The 20260-nt window shown below is 61.8% G+C and carries 9 protein-coding genes; 7 read left to right on the top strand and 2 right to left on the bottom strand.

Translation table 11 applies throughout. From position 1 onward, the window contains the following. Window positions 1-7 precede the first annotated feature (7 nt). From ACLBKR_RS17445 to ACLBKR_RS17430, 4 genes are all read left to right on the top strand, one after another. Complete coding sequence (locus tag ACLBKR_RS17445) at window positions 8-1210, top strand: pyridoxal phosphate-dependent aminotransferase (protein WP_113447534.1); 1203 nt, start codon at window positions 8-10, stop codon at window positions 1208-1210. Continuing rightward, on the top strand, window positions 1195-2808 hold the full coding sequence (locus tag ACLBKR_RS17440; protein ID WP_113443120.1) for a 5-guanidino-2-oxopentanoate decarboxylase: 1614 nt from the start codon (window positions 1195-1197) through the stop codon (window positions 2806-2808). The genes ACLBKR_RS17445 and ACLBKR_RS17440 overlap by 16 nt, the downstream gene beginning before the upstream one ends. A 94-nt stretch (window positions 2809-2902) precedes the next feature. Next, window positions 2903-3598, top strand: coding sequence for a helix-turn-helix domain-containing protein (locus tag ACLBKR_RS17435; protein ID WP_112830488.1), 696 nt, complete (start codon window positions 2903-2905; stop codon window positions 3596-3598). A 291-nt stretch (window positions 3599-3889) separates the two neighbouring features. Further along, the gene (locus ACLBKR_RS17430; protein WP_414899806.1) at window positions 3890-12382 is read left to right on the top strand and encodes a GH36-type glycosyl hydrolase domain-containing protein; all 8493 of its coding nucleotides are present in this window, start codon (window positions 3890-3892) and stop codon (window positions 12380-12382) included. 86 nt (window positions 12383-12468) lie between these two features. On the opposite strand, the gene pyc is transcribed toward ACLBKR_RS17430, so the two are convergent. Together pyc and ACLBKR_RS17420 are read right to left on the bottom strand one after the other, a co-directional pair. Continuing rightward, complete coding sequence (gene pyc / locus ACLBKR_RS17425) at window positions 12469-15927, bottom strand: pyruvate carboxylase (protein ID WP_113447446.1); 3459 nt, start codon at window positions 15925-15927, stop codon at window positions 12469-12471. Window positions 15928-16049: 122 nt separating this feature from the next. After that, the gene (locus tag ACLBKR_RS17420; protein ID WP_113338145.1) at window positions 16050-16790 is read right to left on the bottom strand and encodes a LuxR family transcriptional regulator; all 741 of its coding nucleotides are present in this window, start codon (window positions 16788-16790) and stop codon (window positions 16050-16052) included. Window positions 16791-17118: 328 nt separating this feature from the next. Here ACLBKR_RS17420 and ACLBKR_RS17415 point away from each other — a divergent pair, with 328 nt between their 5' ends. The 3 genes from ACLBKR_RS17415 to bfr all read left to right on the top strand — a co-directional run bounded on the left by ACLBKR_RS17415 (window position 17119) and on the right by bfr (window position 20111). Continuing rightward, on the top strand, window positions 17119-18858 hold the full coding sequence (locus ACLBKR_RS17415) for a glucan ABC transporter ATP-binding protein/ permease (RefSeq protein WP_113438912.1): 1740 nt from the start codon (window positions 17119-17121) through the stop codon (window positions 18856-18858). Between the two features lie 215 nt (window positions 18859-19073). Then, entirely contained in the window at window positions 19074-19385 is a 312-nt protein-coding gene (locus ACLBKR_RS17410; RefSeq protein WP_112830483.1) for a (2Fe-2S)-binding protein, read from the top strand. Window positions 19386-19625: 240 nt separating this feature from the next. Beyond that, entirely contained in the window at window positions 19626-20111 is a 486-nt protein-coding gene (gene bfr / locus ACLBKR_RS17405) for a bacterioferritin (protein WP_112830482.1), read from the top strand. Window positions 20112-20260: the final 149 nt, after the last annotated feature.

The raw sequence follows: 20260 nt of genomic DNA, 5'->3' as shown, positions 1-20260 counted from the left end.
AACACCCATGCGTTACGCCTCCATCACCGAGCGGCTTGCTCACCTTGGTTCGGGAAAATGGGCCGTTCATATCGAGGCCCGTCGCAAGGCCGCGAAGGGCATTCCCGTCATCGAACTGACGATCGGCGAGCCGGACGTGGCACCAGATCCGGCCCTGCTCGCCGAATGTGCCCGCGCCATGTATGCGGGCCGCACCCGCTATTCGAACGGTCGCGGCGAGCCGAGCGTGGTGAAGGCACTGGCGGGAAAATACGCAAAACGCCGTCCTGAAGTTACCGAGCGCAACATTCTCTGCTTCCCGGGCACCCAGACCGCTCTCTTCACGGTCATGCTCGGTCTGCTCGAACCGGGCGACGAGGTGCTGGTCGGCGACCCCTTTTACGCAACGTACGAAGGCGTCATCGCCTCAAGCGGCGCGCGCATGGCGCCCGTTCCGCTTCGGCCGGAACACCACTTCCATCTGCAGCCGGACGATCTTGGCCGGGCGATTACGCCCCGCTCGCGCGTGTTGCTTCTCAATACGCCGCACAATCCGACCGGCGCCGTTCTGTCGGCGGACGAGATCGCCGCCATCGGCAAGGTCTGTCGCGATCACGATCTCTGGATCGTCTGCGACGAGGTTTACGAAGAACTGATCTTCGACAAACCCTTCGCCTCGCCCTTCGACCAGCCGGATCTGGCGGAACGGACCGTCGTCGTCTCCTCGATCTCCAAGTCCCACGCAGCCCCCGGTTTCCGCAGCGGGTGGGCCGCCGGTCCCGTCGAATTCTGTGATCGCCTGCTGCCGGTTTCGGAAACCATGCTGTTCGGCGTCCAGCCCTTCATCGCCGACATGACGGCAATGGCGCTCTCCGAACCCTTCGACACCTCCGCCGTCATGCGAGGCAATTATGCACGCCGCGCGCGACTTGTGGCCGAAGGCCTTGCCGGCAACGGACCGCTGCAGCCGATGATGCCAGAAGGCGGAATGTTCATCGTGATCGACGTCAGCGCGACCGGGCTCACTGGCCTAGAGTTTGCTCACCGCCTCCTGGACGAGAAGAACGTCGCCGTCATGCCGGGCGGCTCCTTCGGCAAGCAGGCGGAAGGTTTCATCCGGGTGTCGCTCACCGTCGATGACGAAAAGCTCGAGGAAGCCACCGGACGCATGGCCGAACTGGCGACGGAACTGATCGAGCGGGAGGATGAACAGAAATGGGCGGCGAAATGAAGACAGTCGGAGAAGCGCTGATCGATATTCTGGAAGCCAATGGCGTCGATACCGTCTTCGGCATTCCGGGCGTCCACACCGTCGAACTCTATCGCGGGCTTGCCGCTTCCAACATCCGCCATATCACCCCTCGCCACGAACAGGGTGCAGGTTTCATGGCTGACGGCTATGCCCGCGTCAGCGGAAAACCGGGCGTCTGTCTGCTGATTACCGGCCCCGGCCTTACCAATGCGATAACCGCCATGGCGCAGGCCCAGCAGGATTCCGTGCCGCTCCTCGTTATCTCCGGCGTCAATGCGCGGTCGAGCCTCGGCCACGGACGCGGCCGGCTGCATGAACTGCCTGACCAGCATGCGATGATGGCTTCCTTCACGCTGATGAGTCACACCCTTCTCGATCCGGCCGATCTGCCTGCGGTGATGGCGAGAGCCTTCACCATCCTGCGTTCCGGCCGCCCGGGACCGGTTCATATCGAAATCCCGATCGACGTCATGTCGATGGAGATCCCTCTGCCGAGGCTTCTTCAAAGTCCGGCCTTCTTGCCCCGCGCCGATCTTGCCAGCGTGCTCGATCTGGCGGAACGCTGCGAACGCGCCCGAAATCCGGTCATTCTTCTGGGCGGCGGCGCGGTTGATGCGGCAAAGGCGGTCGCAACGCTTGCCGAACGGCTCGATGCGCCTGTTGTTAGCACCGTGAACGCCCGCGGCATGCTTTCGGGGCATCCCCTGTCGGTGCCGGCAAGCCCGAGCCTCAAGGCCATGAGAAAGCTTGTCGCCGAGGCTGACCTCGTGCTGGCGCTCGGCACCCAGATGGGGCAGACCGACTACGGCATGTTTGCCGATGACGGTTTTCCGGAACTCGACAATCTCGTTCGCGTCGATATCGACGCCATGCAGCTCGCACGGGGCCCACGGGCCGTCCTGTCGATCCTGTCGGACGTCGGCACGCTGGTCGAGGATCTTCTGACGGAGATCGGCGAGGAGAAGACATCTTCCGGCGGAAGAGGGCGTGCCGCCGCTGCGAGAACCGCGGCCCATGCCGAACTGACGGACAAAATGCGCGCCGAAATCTCCATCCTGGAGACCATCCGGGATACGCTTCAGGGCGCGATCATCGTCGGCGATTCCACCCAGGCCGTCTATGCCGGCAATCTCTATTTCGAAGCGGGCCGCCCGCATGGCTGGTTCAATTCGGCGACCGGCTACGGCGCGCTTGGCTATGCCGCGCCGGCATCGGTCGGTGCAAGTCTCGCCGAACCGGAAACGCAGATCGTCTGCCTGACGGGCGACGGCGGCCTGCAGTTTTCGCTTGCCGAACTCGGCTCCGCCAGGGATGCCGGCGTCCGTGTCATCTTTCTTGTCTGGAACAATGACGGCTACCGGGAGATTGAGACCTATATGATCGAGCAGGGTATCGTGCCGGAAGGCGTGAAACCTTCGGCGCCGGATTTCCCGAAGATCGCGGAGGCCTACGGTATCTCCGCGGAACGGCTCGGGCATGTCGATGATCTTCCTGCGGCTCTGCGCAAAGCCCGGGACAATGGCGGCCTTGCGCTGATAGAAATTCATGAACGGAAGACCGCCGGCATGCTCGATTGATACCCGCATGGCGACTATCGGCGGCGATCAGCAAAATGTCTGATTGCCATGGCCCCTGCCCAGAGACTATCAGTCGGCCGGTGGGGAGAAGACGATGACCGACAGAACACCGGAACGGAAGAGACAGCACAAGACCGAGGCGGATAACGAGCCTTTGCGGGCGCCGCTGCGGCAGGACCCGCATGCCGTGCGCGATCCCAAGGAAAACAATCTGGAAATCGCGATCGGTCACGAGGTCAGGGCCTTCCGCAAGAAGCTCGGTATCACCGGCTCCGACCTGGCCGCCGCGACCGGCATATCGCTCGGCATGCTGTCGAAGATCGAAAACGGCAATACCTCGCCCTCGCTCACCACGCTGCAATCGCTGGCGCGGGCACTCGGAGTGCCGGTCACCACCTTCTTCCGCCGTTTCGAGGAGCCGCGCAATGCCGTCTTCGTCAAGGCGGGTGAAGGCGTGGAGATCGAGCGCCGCGGCACCCGTGCCGGCCATCAGTACAACCTGCTCGGTCACATCCCGACGAGTGGCAACGGCGTGCAGGTGGAGCCCTATCTCATCACCCTGACCGCAGATTCCGACGTTTTCCCCGCTTTCCAGCACGCCGGCATGGAATTTATCTACATGCTGGAAGGCGAGGTGAAATACCGTCACGGCGACAGGCTCTACACTATGCTTCCCGGCGACAGCCTGTTCTTCGACGCCGATGCCCGCCACGGGCCGGAAGTGCTGGTACGCCTGCCGATCCGCTTCCTGTCGATCATCTGCTATCCCGACCGTCCTGAAAATCCGTGACGCTTTCCGGCGTCGCGTCCCATGGGCCGGGCCAAGGCTCTCGATGTAATACCCCTTGGCTACGGCTTTGAAATACGGCATAAAAAAGCCAATTTTCCCAGCGAAGGCACGAAAGATTTCCGCCTAGACCAGTTTTCTGATCGGCATCGCTGCGCAAACCGGCTTTTTGAGTTCGGATGATTGAACGACCGGCCGGATTTGTGCAAAGCGAGGCGCCGAAGGACGGCAGTGGTCGAGACAAACCCTGACGAACGCCTTCTAAACCCAGAACCCGAGAAATTAAGTCTTCCCATGACTCCGCATGTTCCGTCGCGCGACTTTGAATCCAGACAGATCGATCACAATGACTCGATCCGGGCCGCCTATTTCACGATCGACGAGCTGCGTGAAAGCGCCGAAGCGCTCGCGCGGGATGGCGCAAGCGAGTTACCGGGCCTGATCGATTTCGATTTCTTTGCCCGGCACAAGGAAAACGAACGGGAAATCCTGCGCGTCTATCGCGCGACGGCGGCGGATGTCGAGGCCGGCGCAACCATCACGCCTGCTGCCGAATGGCTGCTCGACAATCACTACATCATCGAGGAGGCGATCCAGGAAGTCCGGCGTGACTTCCCGCGGCGTTTCTACCGCCAGCTTCCGACGATGAAAATCGGCAACCGCGAGATCCCGCGCACCATGGCGCTGGCCTGGCTCTATGTCGCCCATACCCATTCGACCGTGTCGATGGAAAGCATGACGGCGCTCGTCGAAGGCTTCCAGAAGCATCAGGTGCTGGAAATCGGCGAACTCTGGGCGCTGCCCTCCATCGTTCGTTTCGTGCTGATCGAAAACCTGCGGCGTATCTCCACCCGCGTCGACCGCTCGCGGCGCATGCGCCGCAAGGCCAACGAGGTCGCCGACGAGATCATTCGCATCAACGACGCCGACGCCTCGGCGGACATCCTGAAGCAGATCGAGCAGCTGGCAGAAGACAATACCTTCGCCACGCAGTTCCTCTACCGTCTGCGCAACGGTTCCCAGGACACGAGCTTTGCCGTCAGCTGGCAGGAGCAGCGACTGGAACAGGCGGGTCGCAGCGCCGAAGAGGCGATGACCGCCGAGCAGAACCGCCTGTCCTCCGGTAACGTGACCACCGGCAATATCGTCAAGGGACTGCGGGAGATCGACGACAAGGAATGGTCGGTCTGGGTGGAAGACGTCTGTCTGGTCGACAAGGTTCTCAGCCAGCACACAGACTACCGTCAGCTCGACTTCGGTTCGCGCAACGCCTATCGCAACACCATCGAAAAGCTTGCCCGCCGTTCCGAAAAGTCGGAAATCGAAATCGCCCAGGTGGCGATCGATCTCGCGCTTGCCGCTACGCGCTCGGGCGAAGCCGGCGCCGCTCCCGATGTCGGCAGCTATCTCGTCGGCACCCGGCGTCCATTGCTCGAACAGGCGATCGACTATCGCGTGCCGCTGTGGCGCCGTCTCGCCGACGGCATCAAGCGGCTGAACTGGCTTGCCATTGCCGTGCCCGTCATCGGCCTGACGATCGCAGCGCTGGCGCTTGTCGGCTATTTCCTCGCTCAGGCGGGCCTGTCCACGCCGCTCATCCTCATCCTGCTGGCGATGTTCTCGCTTCCGGCCTCCGAGGGCGCTACCGGCCTGTTCAACACGCTTGTGACCCTGATGGTCAAGCCGTCGCGGCTTACCGGCTACGAGTTCAAGGCTGGAATTCCAGCCGATGCGCGTACTCTTGTCGCGGTGCCCTGCCTGATCGCCAAGCGCGACGATGTCGACGAACTCATCCGCAATCTCGAGGTCCACTACCTCACCAATCCGCATGGCGAGATCTATTTCGCACTGCTGAGCGACTGGCGGGACAGTCCCGTGGAGGAAAGCCCCGCAGACCTAGAGGTCCTCGAATATGCCAAGCAGGAAGTGGCGGAGCTGAACGCCCGCTATGCCCATGTGGGAAGGACGCTGTTTTATCTGCTGCATCGCCGCCGGCTCTACAATCCGGCCGAAGGCTGCTGGATGGGCTGGGAACGCAAGCGCGGCAAACTGCACGAGATGAACCTGCTGCTGCGCGGCGATCGCGACACATCCTATCTGCCGGGCGCCAACATGGTGCCCGAAGACGTGAAATACGTGATGACGCTCGATGCCGACACGCGCCTGATGCGCGACGCCGTCACCAAGCTGGTCGGCAAGCTGCATCATCCGATTAACCGCCCGGTCCACGATCCGAAGAGCGGTCGGGTCGTCAGCGGCTATGGCCTCCTTCAGCCGCGCGTAACGCCTTCGCTCACTACCGGTGAGGACGCCTCGGTCTTCCAGCGAATCTTCTCGATCAACCGCGGCCTCGATCCCTACGTCTTCACCGTTTCGGACGTCTATCAGGACATCACCGGCGAAGGCACCTTTACCGGAAAGGGCCTCTACGACGTCGATGCCTTCGAGACGTCGATCAAGGGACGTATCGACGAAAACACCGTTCTCAGCCACGACCTTCTGGAAGGCTCCTTCGCCCGTTGCGCGCTGGTGACCGATGTGGAGCTGGTGGAGGATTTTCCGACCCGATACGAGGTGGAAATCTCACGTCAGCATCGCTGGGGTCGTGGCGACTGGCAGCTTCTGCCTTATATCCTCGATCCTGCCCGCGGCATCACGGCGCTCGGCCGCTGGAAGATGGTCGACAACCTGCGCCGCTCGCTAACCCCGATCGCCTGGTTCATCGCCTCCGTGCTCGGTTGGGCCACCATGGGGCCGATGGGTGCCATGGTCTGGCAGCTGGTGCTGATCTTCAGCCTTTTCGTCGCTCCCACCATTTCGCTGCTTTCCGGCCTCATCCCGCGCCAGACCGACATCGTGCCGGCTGCGCACTTCCAGACCCTGTGGTCCGAAGTCCGCTCGGTCAACGCCCAGGTCGCGCTGCGTATCGTCTTCATTGCCGATACCGCCTACATGATGGCCGACGCCATCATCCGGTCGCTCTACCGCATGCTGGTGAGCCGCAGGCTGCTTTTGGAATGGCGGACCGCCGCAAGCGTGCAGTCGGTCGCCCAGGGTGATATCGCTTCCTATTACCGCTCGATGCGGCACGCGCCGGTTCTGGCCGTGCTGGCGGTTCTCGCCGCATCGCTGTCGGGCGACTACGGCTACCTGACCGGCCTGCCCTTCGTCGTGCTCTGGGTCTTTTCTCCGCTCGTCGCCTGGTATGTCAGCCAGTCGGCGGAAACCGAAGACAGCCTGGAAGTTCCCGAACAGGTCACCGTCGAACTGCGCAAGATCGCCCGCCGCACCTGGCGTTTCTACGAGACCTTCGTGACCGCCGGAGACAACTACCTGCCGCCGGACAACTACCAGGAGGAGCCGGAGCCGATCGTCGCGCACCGCACCTCACCGACGAATATCGGCGTCTATCTGCTTTCCACGGTGTCGGCGCGGCACTTCGGCTGGCTGAGCTTCGAGCAGACCATCGAGCGTCTCGAACAGACGATTTCGACGGTGGAGCGGATGGACAAGTTCCGTGGCCATCTCTTCAACTGGTATCACACCGATACGCTGAAGACGCTCGGTCCGCGCTACATCTCCGCCGTCGACAGCGGTAACCTCGCCGGCCACCTGATCGCGATTTCGTCGGCCTGCCGCGAATGGGGCGAAGCCCCTTCCGCCCATCTGCAGGGCAATCTGGACGGCATCGGCGATGTCTGCGGCATCCTCTATGAGACGCTGAAGGAACTGCCTGACGACCGCAAGACGGTGCGTCCGCTGCGCCGACGCCTGGAAGAACGTATCCTCGGCTTCAAGACCGGCCTTGCCTCGATCAAGCGCGAACGGGAATTTGCCTCGATCCGCATCGCCAATCTCGCCGTGCTCGCCCGCGACATCCAGAAGCTTGCCGCCAACCTGCATCACGAGGTCCGCTCGGAACAGAGTGCCGAAGTCACCCGCTGGACGGAATCGCTGGTCGGCGTCTGCGAGGCGCATATCGCCGACTCGTCTTTCGACCTGTCGAACATCGACCCGCTGCGCCAGCGTCTCTGCGTTCTGCGAGACCGTGCCCGTGACCTCGCCTTCTCGATGGACTTCAGCTTCCTCTACCGGCCGGAGCGCCGCCTGCTGTCGATCGGCTACCGCGTCGAAAGCCGCGAGCTCGATGAGGCCTGCTACGACCTGCTCGCATCCGAATGCCGCCTGACCAGCCTGTTCGCGGTGGCGAAGGGCGACCTTCCGACCGAACACTGGTACAAGCTCGGCCGTCAGGTGGTGCCGATCGGCGCCCGTGCGGCGCTGATCTCCTGGTCTGGCTCGATGTTCGAATATCTGATGCCGCCGCTCGTCATGCAGGAGCGTCAGGGAGGTATTCTGAACCAGACCAATAATCTGGTTGTCGTCGAACAGATGAACCATGGTCGCCGGCTCAACATCCCCTGGGGTATCTCGGAAGCGGCCTTCAATGCCCGCGACCACGAGATGAACTACCAGTACACCAACTTCGGCGTACCGACGCTCGGCCTCAAGCGCGGCCTCGGGCAGAATGCCGTCATTGCGCCCTATGCCTCGATCCTTGCCAGCCAGTATTATCCGGAGGAGTCCCTCAGGAACCTGGAACGCCTGCGCAAGCTCGGCGCGCTCGGCGCCTACGGCTTCCACGATGCCGTCGACTTCACGCCCACCCGTATTCCGGATGGCAAGACCTGCGCGGTGGTCTACAACTACTATGCCCACCACCACGGCATGTCGATCGCGGCGATCGCCAACGTCGCCTTCAACGGTCGCCTGCGCGAACTCTTCCACTCCGATCCGGTGATCGAAGCCGCCGAACTCCTTCTGCAGGAAAAGCCGCCGCGCGAAATCCCGGTGATGAGCGCCAAGTACGAGCCCCAGACCCCCGGCAAGGGACAGGCCGACCTGTTGCGTCCGGAAATCCGCACCATCACAGATCCGGCCAACAAGGAACGTGAAGTCGCCTTCCTGTCGAACGGACATTACTCGGTGATGCTGACGGCAACCGGCTCCGGCTATTCTCGCTGGAACGGCCAGTCGGTTTCCCGCTGGAAGGCCGACCCGACCGAAGACCGCTGGGGCACCTTCATCTTCCTGCGCGACACGGCAAGCGGCCAGTGGTGGTCAGCGACCGCCGCGCCGCGCCGCGCCGAGGACGAAAAGACCAAGGTCATCTTCGGCGACGACAAGGCCGAATTCTTCAAGACGGTCGGCGATATCCAGACGAGCGTCGAGTGCATCGTCGCCACCGAGCACGATGCGGAAGGCCGCCGCCTGACCATCCTCAACACCGGCCCGGAAGACCGCTTCATCGAAGTGACCTCATATCTGGAACCGGTGCTGGGCTTCGACGACGCCGACAACGCCCATCCGCTGTTCTCGCGCATGTTCGTCAAGACCGAGTTCGGCCGCCGTCGCGACGTCATCCGCGCCGAGCGCAACAAGCGCAGCCCCAGCGATCCGGACATCTGTGTCGCCCATCTGGTGGTCGACAATGCTGGCCCCGGCCGTCCGACCGAATTCGAGACGGATCGCCGTCGTTTCCTCGGCCGCGGCCGCAGCCTCGCGGAGGCGGCCGCCTTCGATCCGGGTGCAACGCTTTCCGGCACAGAGGGCTTCACGCTCGATCCGGTGCTCAGCCTGCGCCGCGTCGTGCGCGTACCCTCGGGCAAGAAAGTCAGCGTGATCTTCTGGACCATCGCCACGCCGAGTCGCGAAGAGGTGGACAAGGCCATCGAGCGCTACCGGCACCCGGATGCCTTCGCCCACGAACTCATTCACGCCTGGACCCGCGCCCAAGTGGAACTGCGCCACATCGGCATCACCTCGCAACAGGCCGCGGCCTTCCAGCATCTCGGCCGCTACCTCGTCTATCCCGACCCGCATCTGCGTGCAGACCCGGAAACGGTCCGCAACGGCCTGCGTTCGCAATCGGCGCTCTGGCCGATGGCGATCTCGGGCGACTTCCCGATCTTTGCGCTGCGCATCAACGACGACATGGATATCGACATCGCCCGCGAAGCGCTGAGCGGTCTCGAATACCTGCGTCGCCGAGGCGTCACCGCCGACCTCGCCATCGTCAACGAGCGTGCGACCTCCTACATCCAGGACATGCAGCATGCGCTGGATCGCATTGCGGAGAACATGCGCAACCGCCTGCAGGATGTGTCAGGCCGCCAGCACGTCTTCACGGTCCGCCATGACCTTATGGACGAGAACGGATCCCAGGCCCTTCTTGCCGCCGCGCGCGTCGTCTTCCATGCCCGCAACGGCAAGATCGTCGACCAGATCAACCGCGCGGTCTCGCTGTTTGCCACGCCGCGCATTCCTGACGGATCCGAAGGCGAATGGGCCGGTCTTCTGCCGGCAACGCCGGCTTCGGCCCCGGTCGCAACGACACCCGCAACGGCCGATGACCTCGACATGTGGAACGGCTTCGGCGGTTTCACCAAGGACGGTACGGAATATGTCGTGCGCCTCGACGCCTCGACCTCCACGCCGCAGCCGTGGATCAACGTGATCGCCAACGAACAGTTCGGCTTCCACGTCTCCGCCGAAGGCGCCGGCTTCACCTGGAGCCAGAACTCGCGCGACTATCAGGTCACGCCATGGTCGAACGATCCGGTGACGAACCGTCCCGGCGAGGCCTTCTATGTGGTCGATCTTGAAAGCCGCAACACCTATGTACCGTTCCAGTCGCTGAACCTCAGCGACAGCGCCCGTTTCGAGACACGCCACGGCCTCGGCTATTCGGTCTTCACCAGTCGTCACGACGGTCTCGAACTGGAACTGACCCAGACGGTCGACAGGAACCGCCCGGTCAAGCTTTCACGTCTGGTGCTGAAGAACACCGGCAGCGAAGCCCGCACCTACCGGGTCTACGGCTATGCGGAATGGGTGCTGGGCAACAACGCCCAGAAGACGGCTCCCTTCGTTCTCGCCTCCCATGACGAGGAAACGGGCGCACTCTTCGCCACCAATCCGTATGACATCAACTATCCTGGCCGTATCGCTTTCCTCGCCGGCGTTGAAACGCCGACCGGCTTCACCGCGAGCCGGAGGGAGTTCATCGGACGCCATGGCACGATCCGGATGCCGCAGGCGCTCGCCCGCCAGTCGCGCCTCTCTGGTTCTATCGATACCGAGGGCGATCCCTGCGCGGCCATCGCCTTCGACATCGAAGTGCCGGCGGGAGCGGAAAAGGATGTGACCTTCCTGCTCGGCGAGACAGCAACGGCGGACGCCGCCCGCGCGCTGATCGGCGACATCAGGAAGGAGGACTTCCAGTCGATCCTGTCGACAACAAAGTCCTTCTGGACCGACTTCACCGGCAAGCTGCAGGTCAGGACGGGTGACCAGTCCTTCGACAACCTCGTCAACCGCTGGCTGCCCTATCAGGCGCTCGCCTGCCGCATCTTCGCCCGCGCCGGCTTCTATCAGGCCAGTGGTGCCTATGGCTTCCGCGACCAGCTGCAAGATACGCTCGCATTCCTGCTGCACCAGCCCGCACTTGCCCGCCGCCAGATCCTCAACGCGGCGGCACGCCAGTTCCTCGAAGGCGATGTCCAGCACTGGTGGTTGCCCCAGACGGGCGCTGGCGTGCGTACCCACATCTCTGACGACGTGGTGTGGCTTGCCCATGCGGTGGACGAGTACATCACGGCAACCGGCGACAAGAGCTTCCTCGACGAGAAGCTCGCTTTCCTCGAAGGACCGCTGCTTGACGTGAACCAGCACGACTCGTTCTTCCAGCCAACCGTGTCGGAACAGGAAGCGAATCTCTACGAACATGCAGCCCGGGCGCTCGACCTTGCGGTTGCCCGCACCGGTCCGCACGGCCTGCCGCTGATCCTCGGTGGAGACTGGAACGATGGCATGAACCGCGTCGGCGCCAAGGGGCAGGGCGAAAGCGTCTGGCTCGGCTGGTTCCTTGCAGCAACGCTGAAATCCTTCCTCATCTATGCCGAGGAGCGGGAAGACAAGGACCGCGTCTCGCGCTGGACGGCCCATCTTGCAACGCTTTCCGAAGCTCTGGAGACTGCCGGCTGGGATGGCGACTACTATCGTCGCGGCTACTTCGACGACGGCACGCCGCTCGGTTCGAAGGACTCGCAGGAATGCCGGATCGACTCGATTGCACAGTCCTGGAGCGTGCTTTCCGGTCAGGGCAAGCCTGAGCGTACTGTCAAGGCGCTCGACGCGGCCGTTTCCGAACTGGTCGATGAAGAAGCGGGCATCGTTCGCCTGTTCACGCCGCCCTTTGCCAAGTCGCCGCTCGATCCCGGCTACATCAAGGCCTATCCGCCGGGTGTGCGCGAAAATGGTGGCCAGTATACCCATGCCGCGATCTGGCTCGGTCTGGCGCTCGCCAGGGCCGGCCGGGCGTCAGACGCCTGGCGCTGCTTCGAAATCCTCAACCCGGTCAATCACGCCCGGGATGCGGAGGCCGCCGAGCGCTACCGCGTCGAGCCCTATGTCGTCGCAGCCGATGTCTATGGCGGGGAGGCCTATCTCGGCCGCGGTGGCTGGACCTGGTATACCGGCTCGGCCGGCTGGCTCTACCGTTTCGCTGTCGAAGGGCTGCTCGGCATCAGCCGCAAGGGCAATTTCCTGTTCGTCCGTCCGGTCCTGCCGCCGGAATGGAAGACCTTCGAAGCGACGGTAACGATCGACGAAACGGCTTACGCAATCGTGGTCGAGCGCAGAGGCGATGCGGCCTATGCCGTGACGATCAACGGCAAGAAGGTTGCCGATCCGGAAAAGGGCTTCAAGCTCGCAAAGACGAAGTAACCCGACTTCGAGGTTCGACAAAACAAAAGCCCGGCTCGACGAGCCGGGCTTCTTCTTTGTTGAAGGACGGTGTCTGCGCCCGGCTGTCAGCCGGCAAAAACCACCAGCAGGTCCTTTGCATCGATCTGGTCGCCGGCCTTGACGAGGACTTCGGAGATGGTTCCGTCGCGGTCCGCATGGAGTGCGGTTTCCATCTTCATCGCCTCGATGGAAAGCAGCACGTCGCCGACCTTGACCGCCTGACCAGCAGAGACAGCCACTGTCGATACGACACCCGGCATCGGCGCGCCAAGATGGGCGGCGTTGGTCACATCGGCCTTGCGGCGTACTAGCGAGGTGGCGGCGCGGTTGCGGTCCGGGACCTTGATCAGGCGTGGCTGGCCGTTCAGCTCGAAGAACACCTTCACCATAGCCTGCTCGTCCGGCTCGCTCTTGGCCTGATGCAGAATGACCAGCGACTTGCCCCGCTCGATCTCGGGCTGCAGTTCCTCGCCCGGCGCCAGCCCGTAGAAATAGGCAGGCGTCGGCAGAACGCCCACCGGGCCATAGGTCTCGGCGACCAGCGCGTAGTCGGTGAAGACCTTGGGATACATCAGATAGGAGGCGAATTCAAAGTCCGAAACCGCGCGTTCCAGCTTGGTCTCGATCGCCTTGCGCTCCGCATCGAGATCGGCCGGCGGCAACAGCGAGCCCGGAACTGCCGTATAGGGCTTCTCACCCTTGAGCGCTTTCTTCTGCAGGGCCTCCGGCCAGCCGCCCGGAGGCTGACCGAGGTCACCCTTCAGCATGGAAACCACCGAATCCGGGAAAGCGATGTCCTTGTCCGGATTTTCGACGTCGGCCACGGAGAGATCCTGGCTGACCATCATCAGCGCCATGTCGCCGACCACCTTGGAGGACGGCGTCACCTTCACGATATCGCCGAACATCTGGTTGGCATCGGCATAGGCCTGTGCGACCTGATGCCAGCGCGTTTCCAGCCCCAGCGAACGGGCCTGTTCCTTGAGATTGGTGAACTGGCCACCGGGCATTTCGTGCAGGTAGACCTCGGAAGCCGGTCCCTTGAGGTCGCTTTCGAAGGCCGCATACTGGTTACGGACGGCTTCCCAATAGAAGGAGATCCGGCGGATCCATTGCGGATCGAGGCCCGGATCGCGCTCCGAACCCTTGAGCGCTTCCACGATGGAGCCGAGGCAGGGCTGCGAGGTGTTGCCGGACAGGGCATCCATCGCCGCATCCACCACGTCGACACCCGTTTCAACCGCTGCCAGCACGGTCGCGGCCGCAATGCCGGAGGTGTCGTGCGTATGGAAGTGGATCGGCAGGTCGGTCGCCTCGCGCAAGGCCTTGAAGAGCACACGGGCAGCGGCGGGCTTCAGCAGGCCCGCCATGTCCTTCACCGCGATCATATGGGCGCCGGCCCGTTCCAGTTCTGCGGCGAGGGCGGTGTAGTATTTGAGGTCGTATTTCGGCCGGGCGGAATTCAGAATGTCGCCGGTATAGCAGATCGCTGCTTCGCAGATCCTGTTTTCCTCCGCGATGGCATCCATCGAGACACGCATGTTCTCGACCCAGTTGAGGCAGTCGAACACGCGGAACACGTCGATACCACCCTTCGCCGCCTGTCGTACAAAATACTTCACGACATTGTCGGGATAGTTCTTGTAGCCGACGCCGTTTGCGCCGCGCAGCAGCATCTGCAAAAGCAGGTTCGGAGCATCTTCACGAATCCGGGCAAGGCGGTCCCAGGGGTCCTCGGTCAGGAAGCGCATGGAAACGTCGAAGGTCGCGCCGCCCCAGCATTCCAGGGAGAAGAGCTGCGGAAGCGCCCGGGCATAGGTGCCGGCGACCCGGGCGATATCGTAGGTGCGCATGCGCGTCGCCAGAAGCGACTGGTGACCGTCGCGCATGGTGGTATCGGTGACCAGCACCTGTTTCTGGGCGCGAACCCATTCGGCGAATTTTTTGGGTCCGAGTTCGTCGAGTTTCTGCTTCGTGCCGGCCGGGATATCTCCTTCGATGAAGGGCACTACCGGTGCTGCGATATCCGCGGGAGGTTTCGGTCGTCCCTTGGCTTCCGGATGGCCATTGACGGTCACGTCCGCAAGATAGGTGAGCAGCTTCGTGGCGCGGTCCTGGCGCTTGACCTGCTGGAACAGCTCCGGCGTCGTGTCGATGAAGCGGGTGGTGTAGCTGTTGTCGCGGAACTTCGGATGCGTGATGATCGCTTCGAGGAAGGTGAGGTTGGTGGCAACCCCGCGAATACGGAACTCACGAAGCGCGCGGTCCATGCGCTGGATGGCTTCGAGCGGATCGGGTGCCCAGGCCGTCACCTTGACCAGCAACGGATCGTAGAACCGGGTAATGACCGCGCCCGGATAGGCGGTGCCGCCGTCGAGACGGATACCGAAGCCCGAAGCCGAGCGGTAGCCTGTGATCCGGCCATAGTCCGGAATGAAGTTCTGCTCCGGATCCTCGGTTGTGATACGGCACTGGAGCGCATGGCCGTTCAGCCGGATGTCTTCCTGCTTCGGTACGCCCGATCCCGGCGTGCCGATCGCGTGGCCATCGAGGATGTGGATCTGCGCCTTCACGATGTCGATGCCGGTCACCACTTCGGTGACGGTGTGCTCGACCTGAATGCGCGGATTGACCTCGATGAAGTAGAACTTGCCGGTATCCGCATCCATCAGATACTCGACGGTGCCGGCGCCGACATAGTTCGTCGCCTTGGCGATCTTCAGCGAATAGGCGGCCAGTTCCTGGCGCTGCGCCTCCGAAAGATACGGAGCCGGTGCGCGCTCGACGACCTTCTGATTGCGCCGCTGGATGGAACAGTCGCGCTCGAACAGATGCACGACATTGCCGTGAGTATCGCCGAGGACCTGGCTCTCCACGTGCCGCGCCCGCTCGACGAGTTTCTCCAGATAGACCTCGTCCTTGCCGAATGCAGCTTTCGCCTCGCGTCTGGCTTCCGTCACCTCGCGGATCAAGTCCTTCGGGTCACGGATTGCGCGCATGCCGCGCCCGCCCCCGCCCCAGGACGCTTTCAGCATCACGGGATAGCCGATCTCCTCCGCCAGCCGATGAATTTCCGCCGGATCGTCCGGCAGCGGATCGGTCGCGGGGACGACGGGCACACCGACCGAAATCGCCAGATTGCGGGCAGCGACCTTGTTGCCCAATTGCCGCATGGTTTCGGCGCGAGGACCGATGAAAGTGATACCTGCAACGTTGCAGGCGTCGACGAACTCGGGACTCTCCGACAGGAGACCGTAGCCTGGATGGATAGCATCGGCGCCGGAAAGCTTCGCAACCCGAATGATCTCCTCGATCGAAAGATAGCTTTCGATCGGTCCGAGTTCGCGGGAAAGATGCGGGCCGCGGCCGATCTGGTAACTTTCGTCAGCCTTGAAGCGATGCAGCGAAAGCTTGTCTTCCTCCGCCCATATCGCGACTGTTTTCAGGCCGAGTTCGTTGGCGGCGCGAAAGACGCGAATGGCAATTTCGGATCGGTTGGCGACAAGTATCTTGGAAATGGGCAAATCGGTCTCCTCAAACGACAGGCCAGGGTATTTTTGCAACTGCGAAATATCTTCATAACCTGGTGTCCGGGGCAAGCCCCATCTGCGTCGTTTCTTGGAAATTTTAGCCCACGCCGATGCCGTCAGGTGATGAGCCCGAGCCGGAGCGCCAGCGCCACGACATGCTGGCGGTTCTTTGCCTTCAACTTGTCCTGGATGCCGTTCATGTACCAATCCACGGTGTGGTTGGAGATCTGCAGCACCTTGCTGATCTCGTTGGACGTCATGCCGTCGGCGAGATAGTTCAGAACCTCCATCTCGCGTCGCGTCATTTTCGTGTCGACCGTGGCAGCAGCCTCAAGCTCGCCGGTCTCCTGTTTCAACTCCAGAAGACGCCAGAAGGCCTTCTTGGCCACGGCGTCGAACAGCGTGATTTCCACGGGCGACAGGTCAACGGGCTTGCCGCCGAGTGTCATGTTGCCCAGCAGCCCCTGTCGTCCGTGAACCGGGAAGATGTAACCGTCCTCAAGGCCGAAGCGTATCGATTCGCCCATCATGCGTTCCATGCGCTTGCGGTGCGGATCGTTGCGGAATGCGACAATCGTGTCGCGCCAGCGGAATCCCTTCTGGGCCTGTGCAAGATAGCGGATGGTCGGATCGATCAGCACGAATTTCTTGGAAATGTAGGTTTCGGGCCAGCGCTCCGGCCAACGGCCGACAAGCACCAGCTTCATGGGATTTTCGTGCGGTTTCGGATGCCGCAGAATTCCATAATAATCAAAGCGATAGGCGCGAAGGAGCTTTTCCAGCTCGACGACGACCTCTTCCGGCGACCTGCATTCGTCGGCAACCACAAGGAACTGGATTATCTGATTGACACTCACTTAAACCCCCAAGGCCGCCGAAGCGGCAACACCACGAAAAAGCCATAGCCGTCGCGTTTGTCTTGTGCCCGTCCGGCACGATGTAAATCATTTGCTACCATATTCGGTTAGGAGGCGTTTAAATTCGACATCCGAAATCTAGCCATTGCCGCCGGAACAACCAATCGAAATCCGCCGCCCGTCCCGGTTGCAGTGTTCTTTTTATCCAGCGCGTGGCTTGAGCTGCACAACAACCATATGCCCCGGTTTCCCGCCTCACTCTTGCCTTCCTACGCGAAAAGCGCTTGAAGCTTTGAACGGATAGCGGTTGACCGACGAGAGAACGCAATTGTCCCTGTTTCAAGTCTATATCAAGGCGCTCAAATACCTCGCGACCTACAGGTTCCGGGTGGCGCTGGTGGTGTTCGCCAACATCATTCTCGCTGTCATCACCATTGCCGAACCCATTCTCTTCGGTCGCATCATCGACGCGATCTCCGAAAAGCGCGATCCGAAGATGATCCTCATCGCCTGGGGCTGTTTCGGCGTCTTCAATACTTTCGCCTTCGTTCTTGTCGCACGCGAGGCTGACCGTCTCGCGCACGGCCGGCGGGCCGACCTGCTGACCGAGGCTTTCGGCCGCATCATTTCCATGCCGCTCAGCTGGCACCAGAAGCGCGGCACCTCGAATGCCCTCCACACGTTGCTGCGCGCCAGCGAAACGCTCTTCGGCCTCTGGCTCGAGTTCATGCGCACGCATCTTTCAACCGCTGTTGCGATTGCGCTTCTGGTTCCGACCGCGTTTTCCATGGATGTCCGCCTTACCGCCGTCCTGGTCGTGCTCAGCATCTTCTACGTTCTGATCGGCAAGACGGTGATGACCCGCACCAAGGAAGGGCAGGCATCCGTCGAGAGCCATTACCATACCGTTTTTTCCCACGTCAGCGACTCGATCAGCAACGTGTCGGTGCTGCATAGCTATAACCGCATCGAAGCCGAGACGCGCGCGCTAAAACGCTATGCCGAGCAGCTTCTCGCCGCACAGTATCCCGTACTCGACTGGTGGGCCATCGCCAGCGCGCTGAACCGCATCGCCTCGACCCTGTCGATGCTCATTATTCTGGTCATCGGCACCCTGCTCGTCCAGAGAGGCGACCTCAAGGTCGGCGACGTCATCGCATTCACCGGTTTTGCCACCCTTCTGATCGGCCGTCTCGACCAGATGCGGCAGTTCGCGACCCAGATATTCGAGGCTCGCTCGAAGCTCGAGGACTTCTACAAGCTGGAGGATGCGGTGCAAGAACGCGAGGAGCCGGCCGGCGCCGTCGAACTGCGGAACGTCAAGGGCGACGTGGAATTCCGCGACATTTCCTTCGACTTCGCCAATACCGGACAGGGCGTCCACGACGTGTCCTTTTCGGTAAAGGCCGGCCAGACGATCGCGATCGTCGGGCCGACGGGTGCCGGCAAGACCACGCTCATCAATCTCTTGCAGCGTGTCTACGAGCCCCGGAAGGGCAAGATCCTGATCGACGGCGTCGATATCTCCACCGTCACCCGGAAATCGCTGCGTCATTCGATCGCGACCGTGTTCCAGGATGCGGGCCTGCTCAACCGCTCGATCCAGGAAAACATCCGCCTTGGCCGCGAGGATGCGACCGAGGAAGAGGTCATGAAGGCGGCAGAGGCTGCCGCCGCCACCGATTTCATCGAGAGCCGCCTGACGGGTTATACCACAGTGGTCGGCGAACGCGGCAACCGGCTTTCGGGCGGCGAGCGCCAGCGCATCGCGATTGCCCGTGCAATCCTGAAGAATGCCCCGATCCTCGTGCTCGACGAAGCAACGAGCGCACTGGACGTTGAAACCGAAGCCCGCGTCAAGGACGCCATCGACAGGCTGCGCAAGGACCGCACCACCTTCATCATCGCCCATCGCCTGTCGACCGTGCGCGAAGCCGACCTCGTGCTGTTTCTCGACCAGGGCCGGATCATCGAAATGGGCGGTTATGACGAACTGAGCGCAAGGGGCGGCCGTTTCGCTTCGCTGCTGCGCACCAGCGGCCTGCTTTCCGATACGCAAAGCCAGTAACGACAGGCTCCTTCGCGACGCTCATCGGCGCCGATGAAATCTTGGGGGATTTCGGATTGCGTTGCCTCGTTAGCGATGTCCCGGCCAGATGGGATGTTCGGGACGCCACCGCGCATGGCTACCATGTGTCCTTTAGCGGATTCTTTTCTTGACAACGGTCATCGGGTTTTGCAGAAAGAAGTGGCTGAAAGTCATGTTTCCCGGGCAACGAAACCATGCTGGTTTGTAGCTGCAACTTTATTACCGACAAAGAAATCAGGGAGGTTATCAACGAACTCCTTGATGAGGACTGTTGGCAGCTTATCGTGCCCGCCAAGGTTTACCATGCCATGGGCAAGCGCGGGCGGTGTTGCGGCTGCTTCCCCAACGTCGTCGATATCATCATCAAAACGACGGAAGAGTATCACGCTACACACAAGACGGACGGCGTGAAGGTCTGCGACTTCATGGAACGCCTGCGCCGTTTCCATGAGGAACAGCGACTTGCCAATCTTGAGCGCCGCCGAAACCTCGGCAAGGTCGCCTGATATCCGATGACTTCAGGCGCGCATATGTCCCGCGCCGCCTTCCATTGAATCCCGTTTCATTTCCATGTCCGGCAAGGAACCGGCCGTCGGTCGGCCCGTTTTCAAGAACGCGTTGATGTTCTAGGATGGCCGGTGCAGCATACACAGTAGTTTGGATTAGAATCATTCTAAAAGTTTGACATGACACTGGATGCAGGGTTTATGTCAGTTATTGCAACACAGGTAGAGGATATCACCACCATGAAGGGCGATAAGAAAGTCATCGAAAGATTGAACGAGGCATTGTTCCTCGAACTTGGCGCGGTCAACCAGTACTGGCTGCACTATCGCCTGCTGGAAGACTGGGGCTATCTGAAGCTTGCGAAGAAGGAACGTGCTGAGTCCATCGAGGAAATGCAGCATGCCGACAAGCTGGTTGCCCGCATTATCTTCCTCGAAGGTCATCCGAACCTGCAAACGGTCGCACCGCTGCGCATCGGCCAGAACGTCAAGGAAGTTCTGGAAGCCGATCTCGCCGGCGAATATGACGCTCGCACCTCCTATAAAAAGTCCCGCGACATCTGTTATGAGGCCGGTGACTATGTCTCTATGAAACTGTTCGAGACCCTTCTGGCGGACGAGGAGGGTCATATCGACTTCCTCGAGACCCAGCTCGAACTGCTTTCGAAGATCGGCGAGGAAAAATACGGCCAGCTCAACGCCGCTTCCGCTGACGAAGCGGAATAACCTCGGGCCTGACGCCATCACCGCGTGAAAAGGCGGGCGGTCTTCGGCGCCCGCAGCCTCACCTATCAAGAGGCCGGAGCATCGGACAAGATGCTCCGGCCTTGTTTGTTATCGGCGGCCTGCTGCAGCGTGTCCGGTTCAATGAAGTG

It is taken from the genome of Paenirhizobium cremeum (assembly GCF_047553425.1).
Taxonomy (GTDB): domain Bacteria; phylum Pseudomonadota; class Alphaproteobacteria; order Rhizobiales; family Rhizobiaceae; genus Allorhizobium; species Allorhizobium cremeum.
The sequence above is the reverse complement of the archived record's forward strand: the minus strand, read 5'-3'. Positions and strand labels throughout refer to the sequence as shown.

What these genes read in the sequence shown, in the direction of transcription:
- ACLBKR_RS17440 (WP_113443120.1), top strand. Translation starts at nt 1,195, where the DNA reads ATGGGCGGCGAAATGAAGACAGTCGGAGAAGCGCTGATCGATATTCTG.
- ACLBKR_RS17435 (WP_112830488.1), top strand. Translation starts at nt 2,903, where the DNA reads ATGACCGACAGAACACCGGAACGGAAGAGACAGCACAAGACCGAGGCG.
- bfr (WP_112830482.1), top strand. Translation starts at nt 19,626, where the DNA reads ATGAAGGGCGATAAGAAAGTCATCGAAAGATTGAACGAGGCATTGTTC.
- ACLBKR_RS17430 (WP_414899806.1), top strand. Translation starts at nt 3,890, where the DNA reads ATGACTCCGCATGTTCCGTCGCGCGACTTTGAATCCAGACAGATCGAT.
- ACLBKR_RS17410 (WP_112830483.1), top strand. Translation starts at nt 19,074, where the DNA reads ATGCTGGTTTGTAGCTGCAACTTTATTACCGACAAAGAAATCAGGGAG.
- ACLBKR_RS17445 (WP_113447534.1), top strand. Translation starts at nt 8, where the DNA reads ATGCGTTACGCCTCCATCACCGAGCGGCTTGCTCACCTTGGTTCGGGA.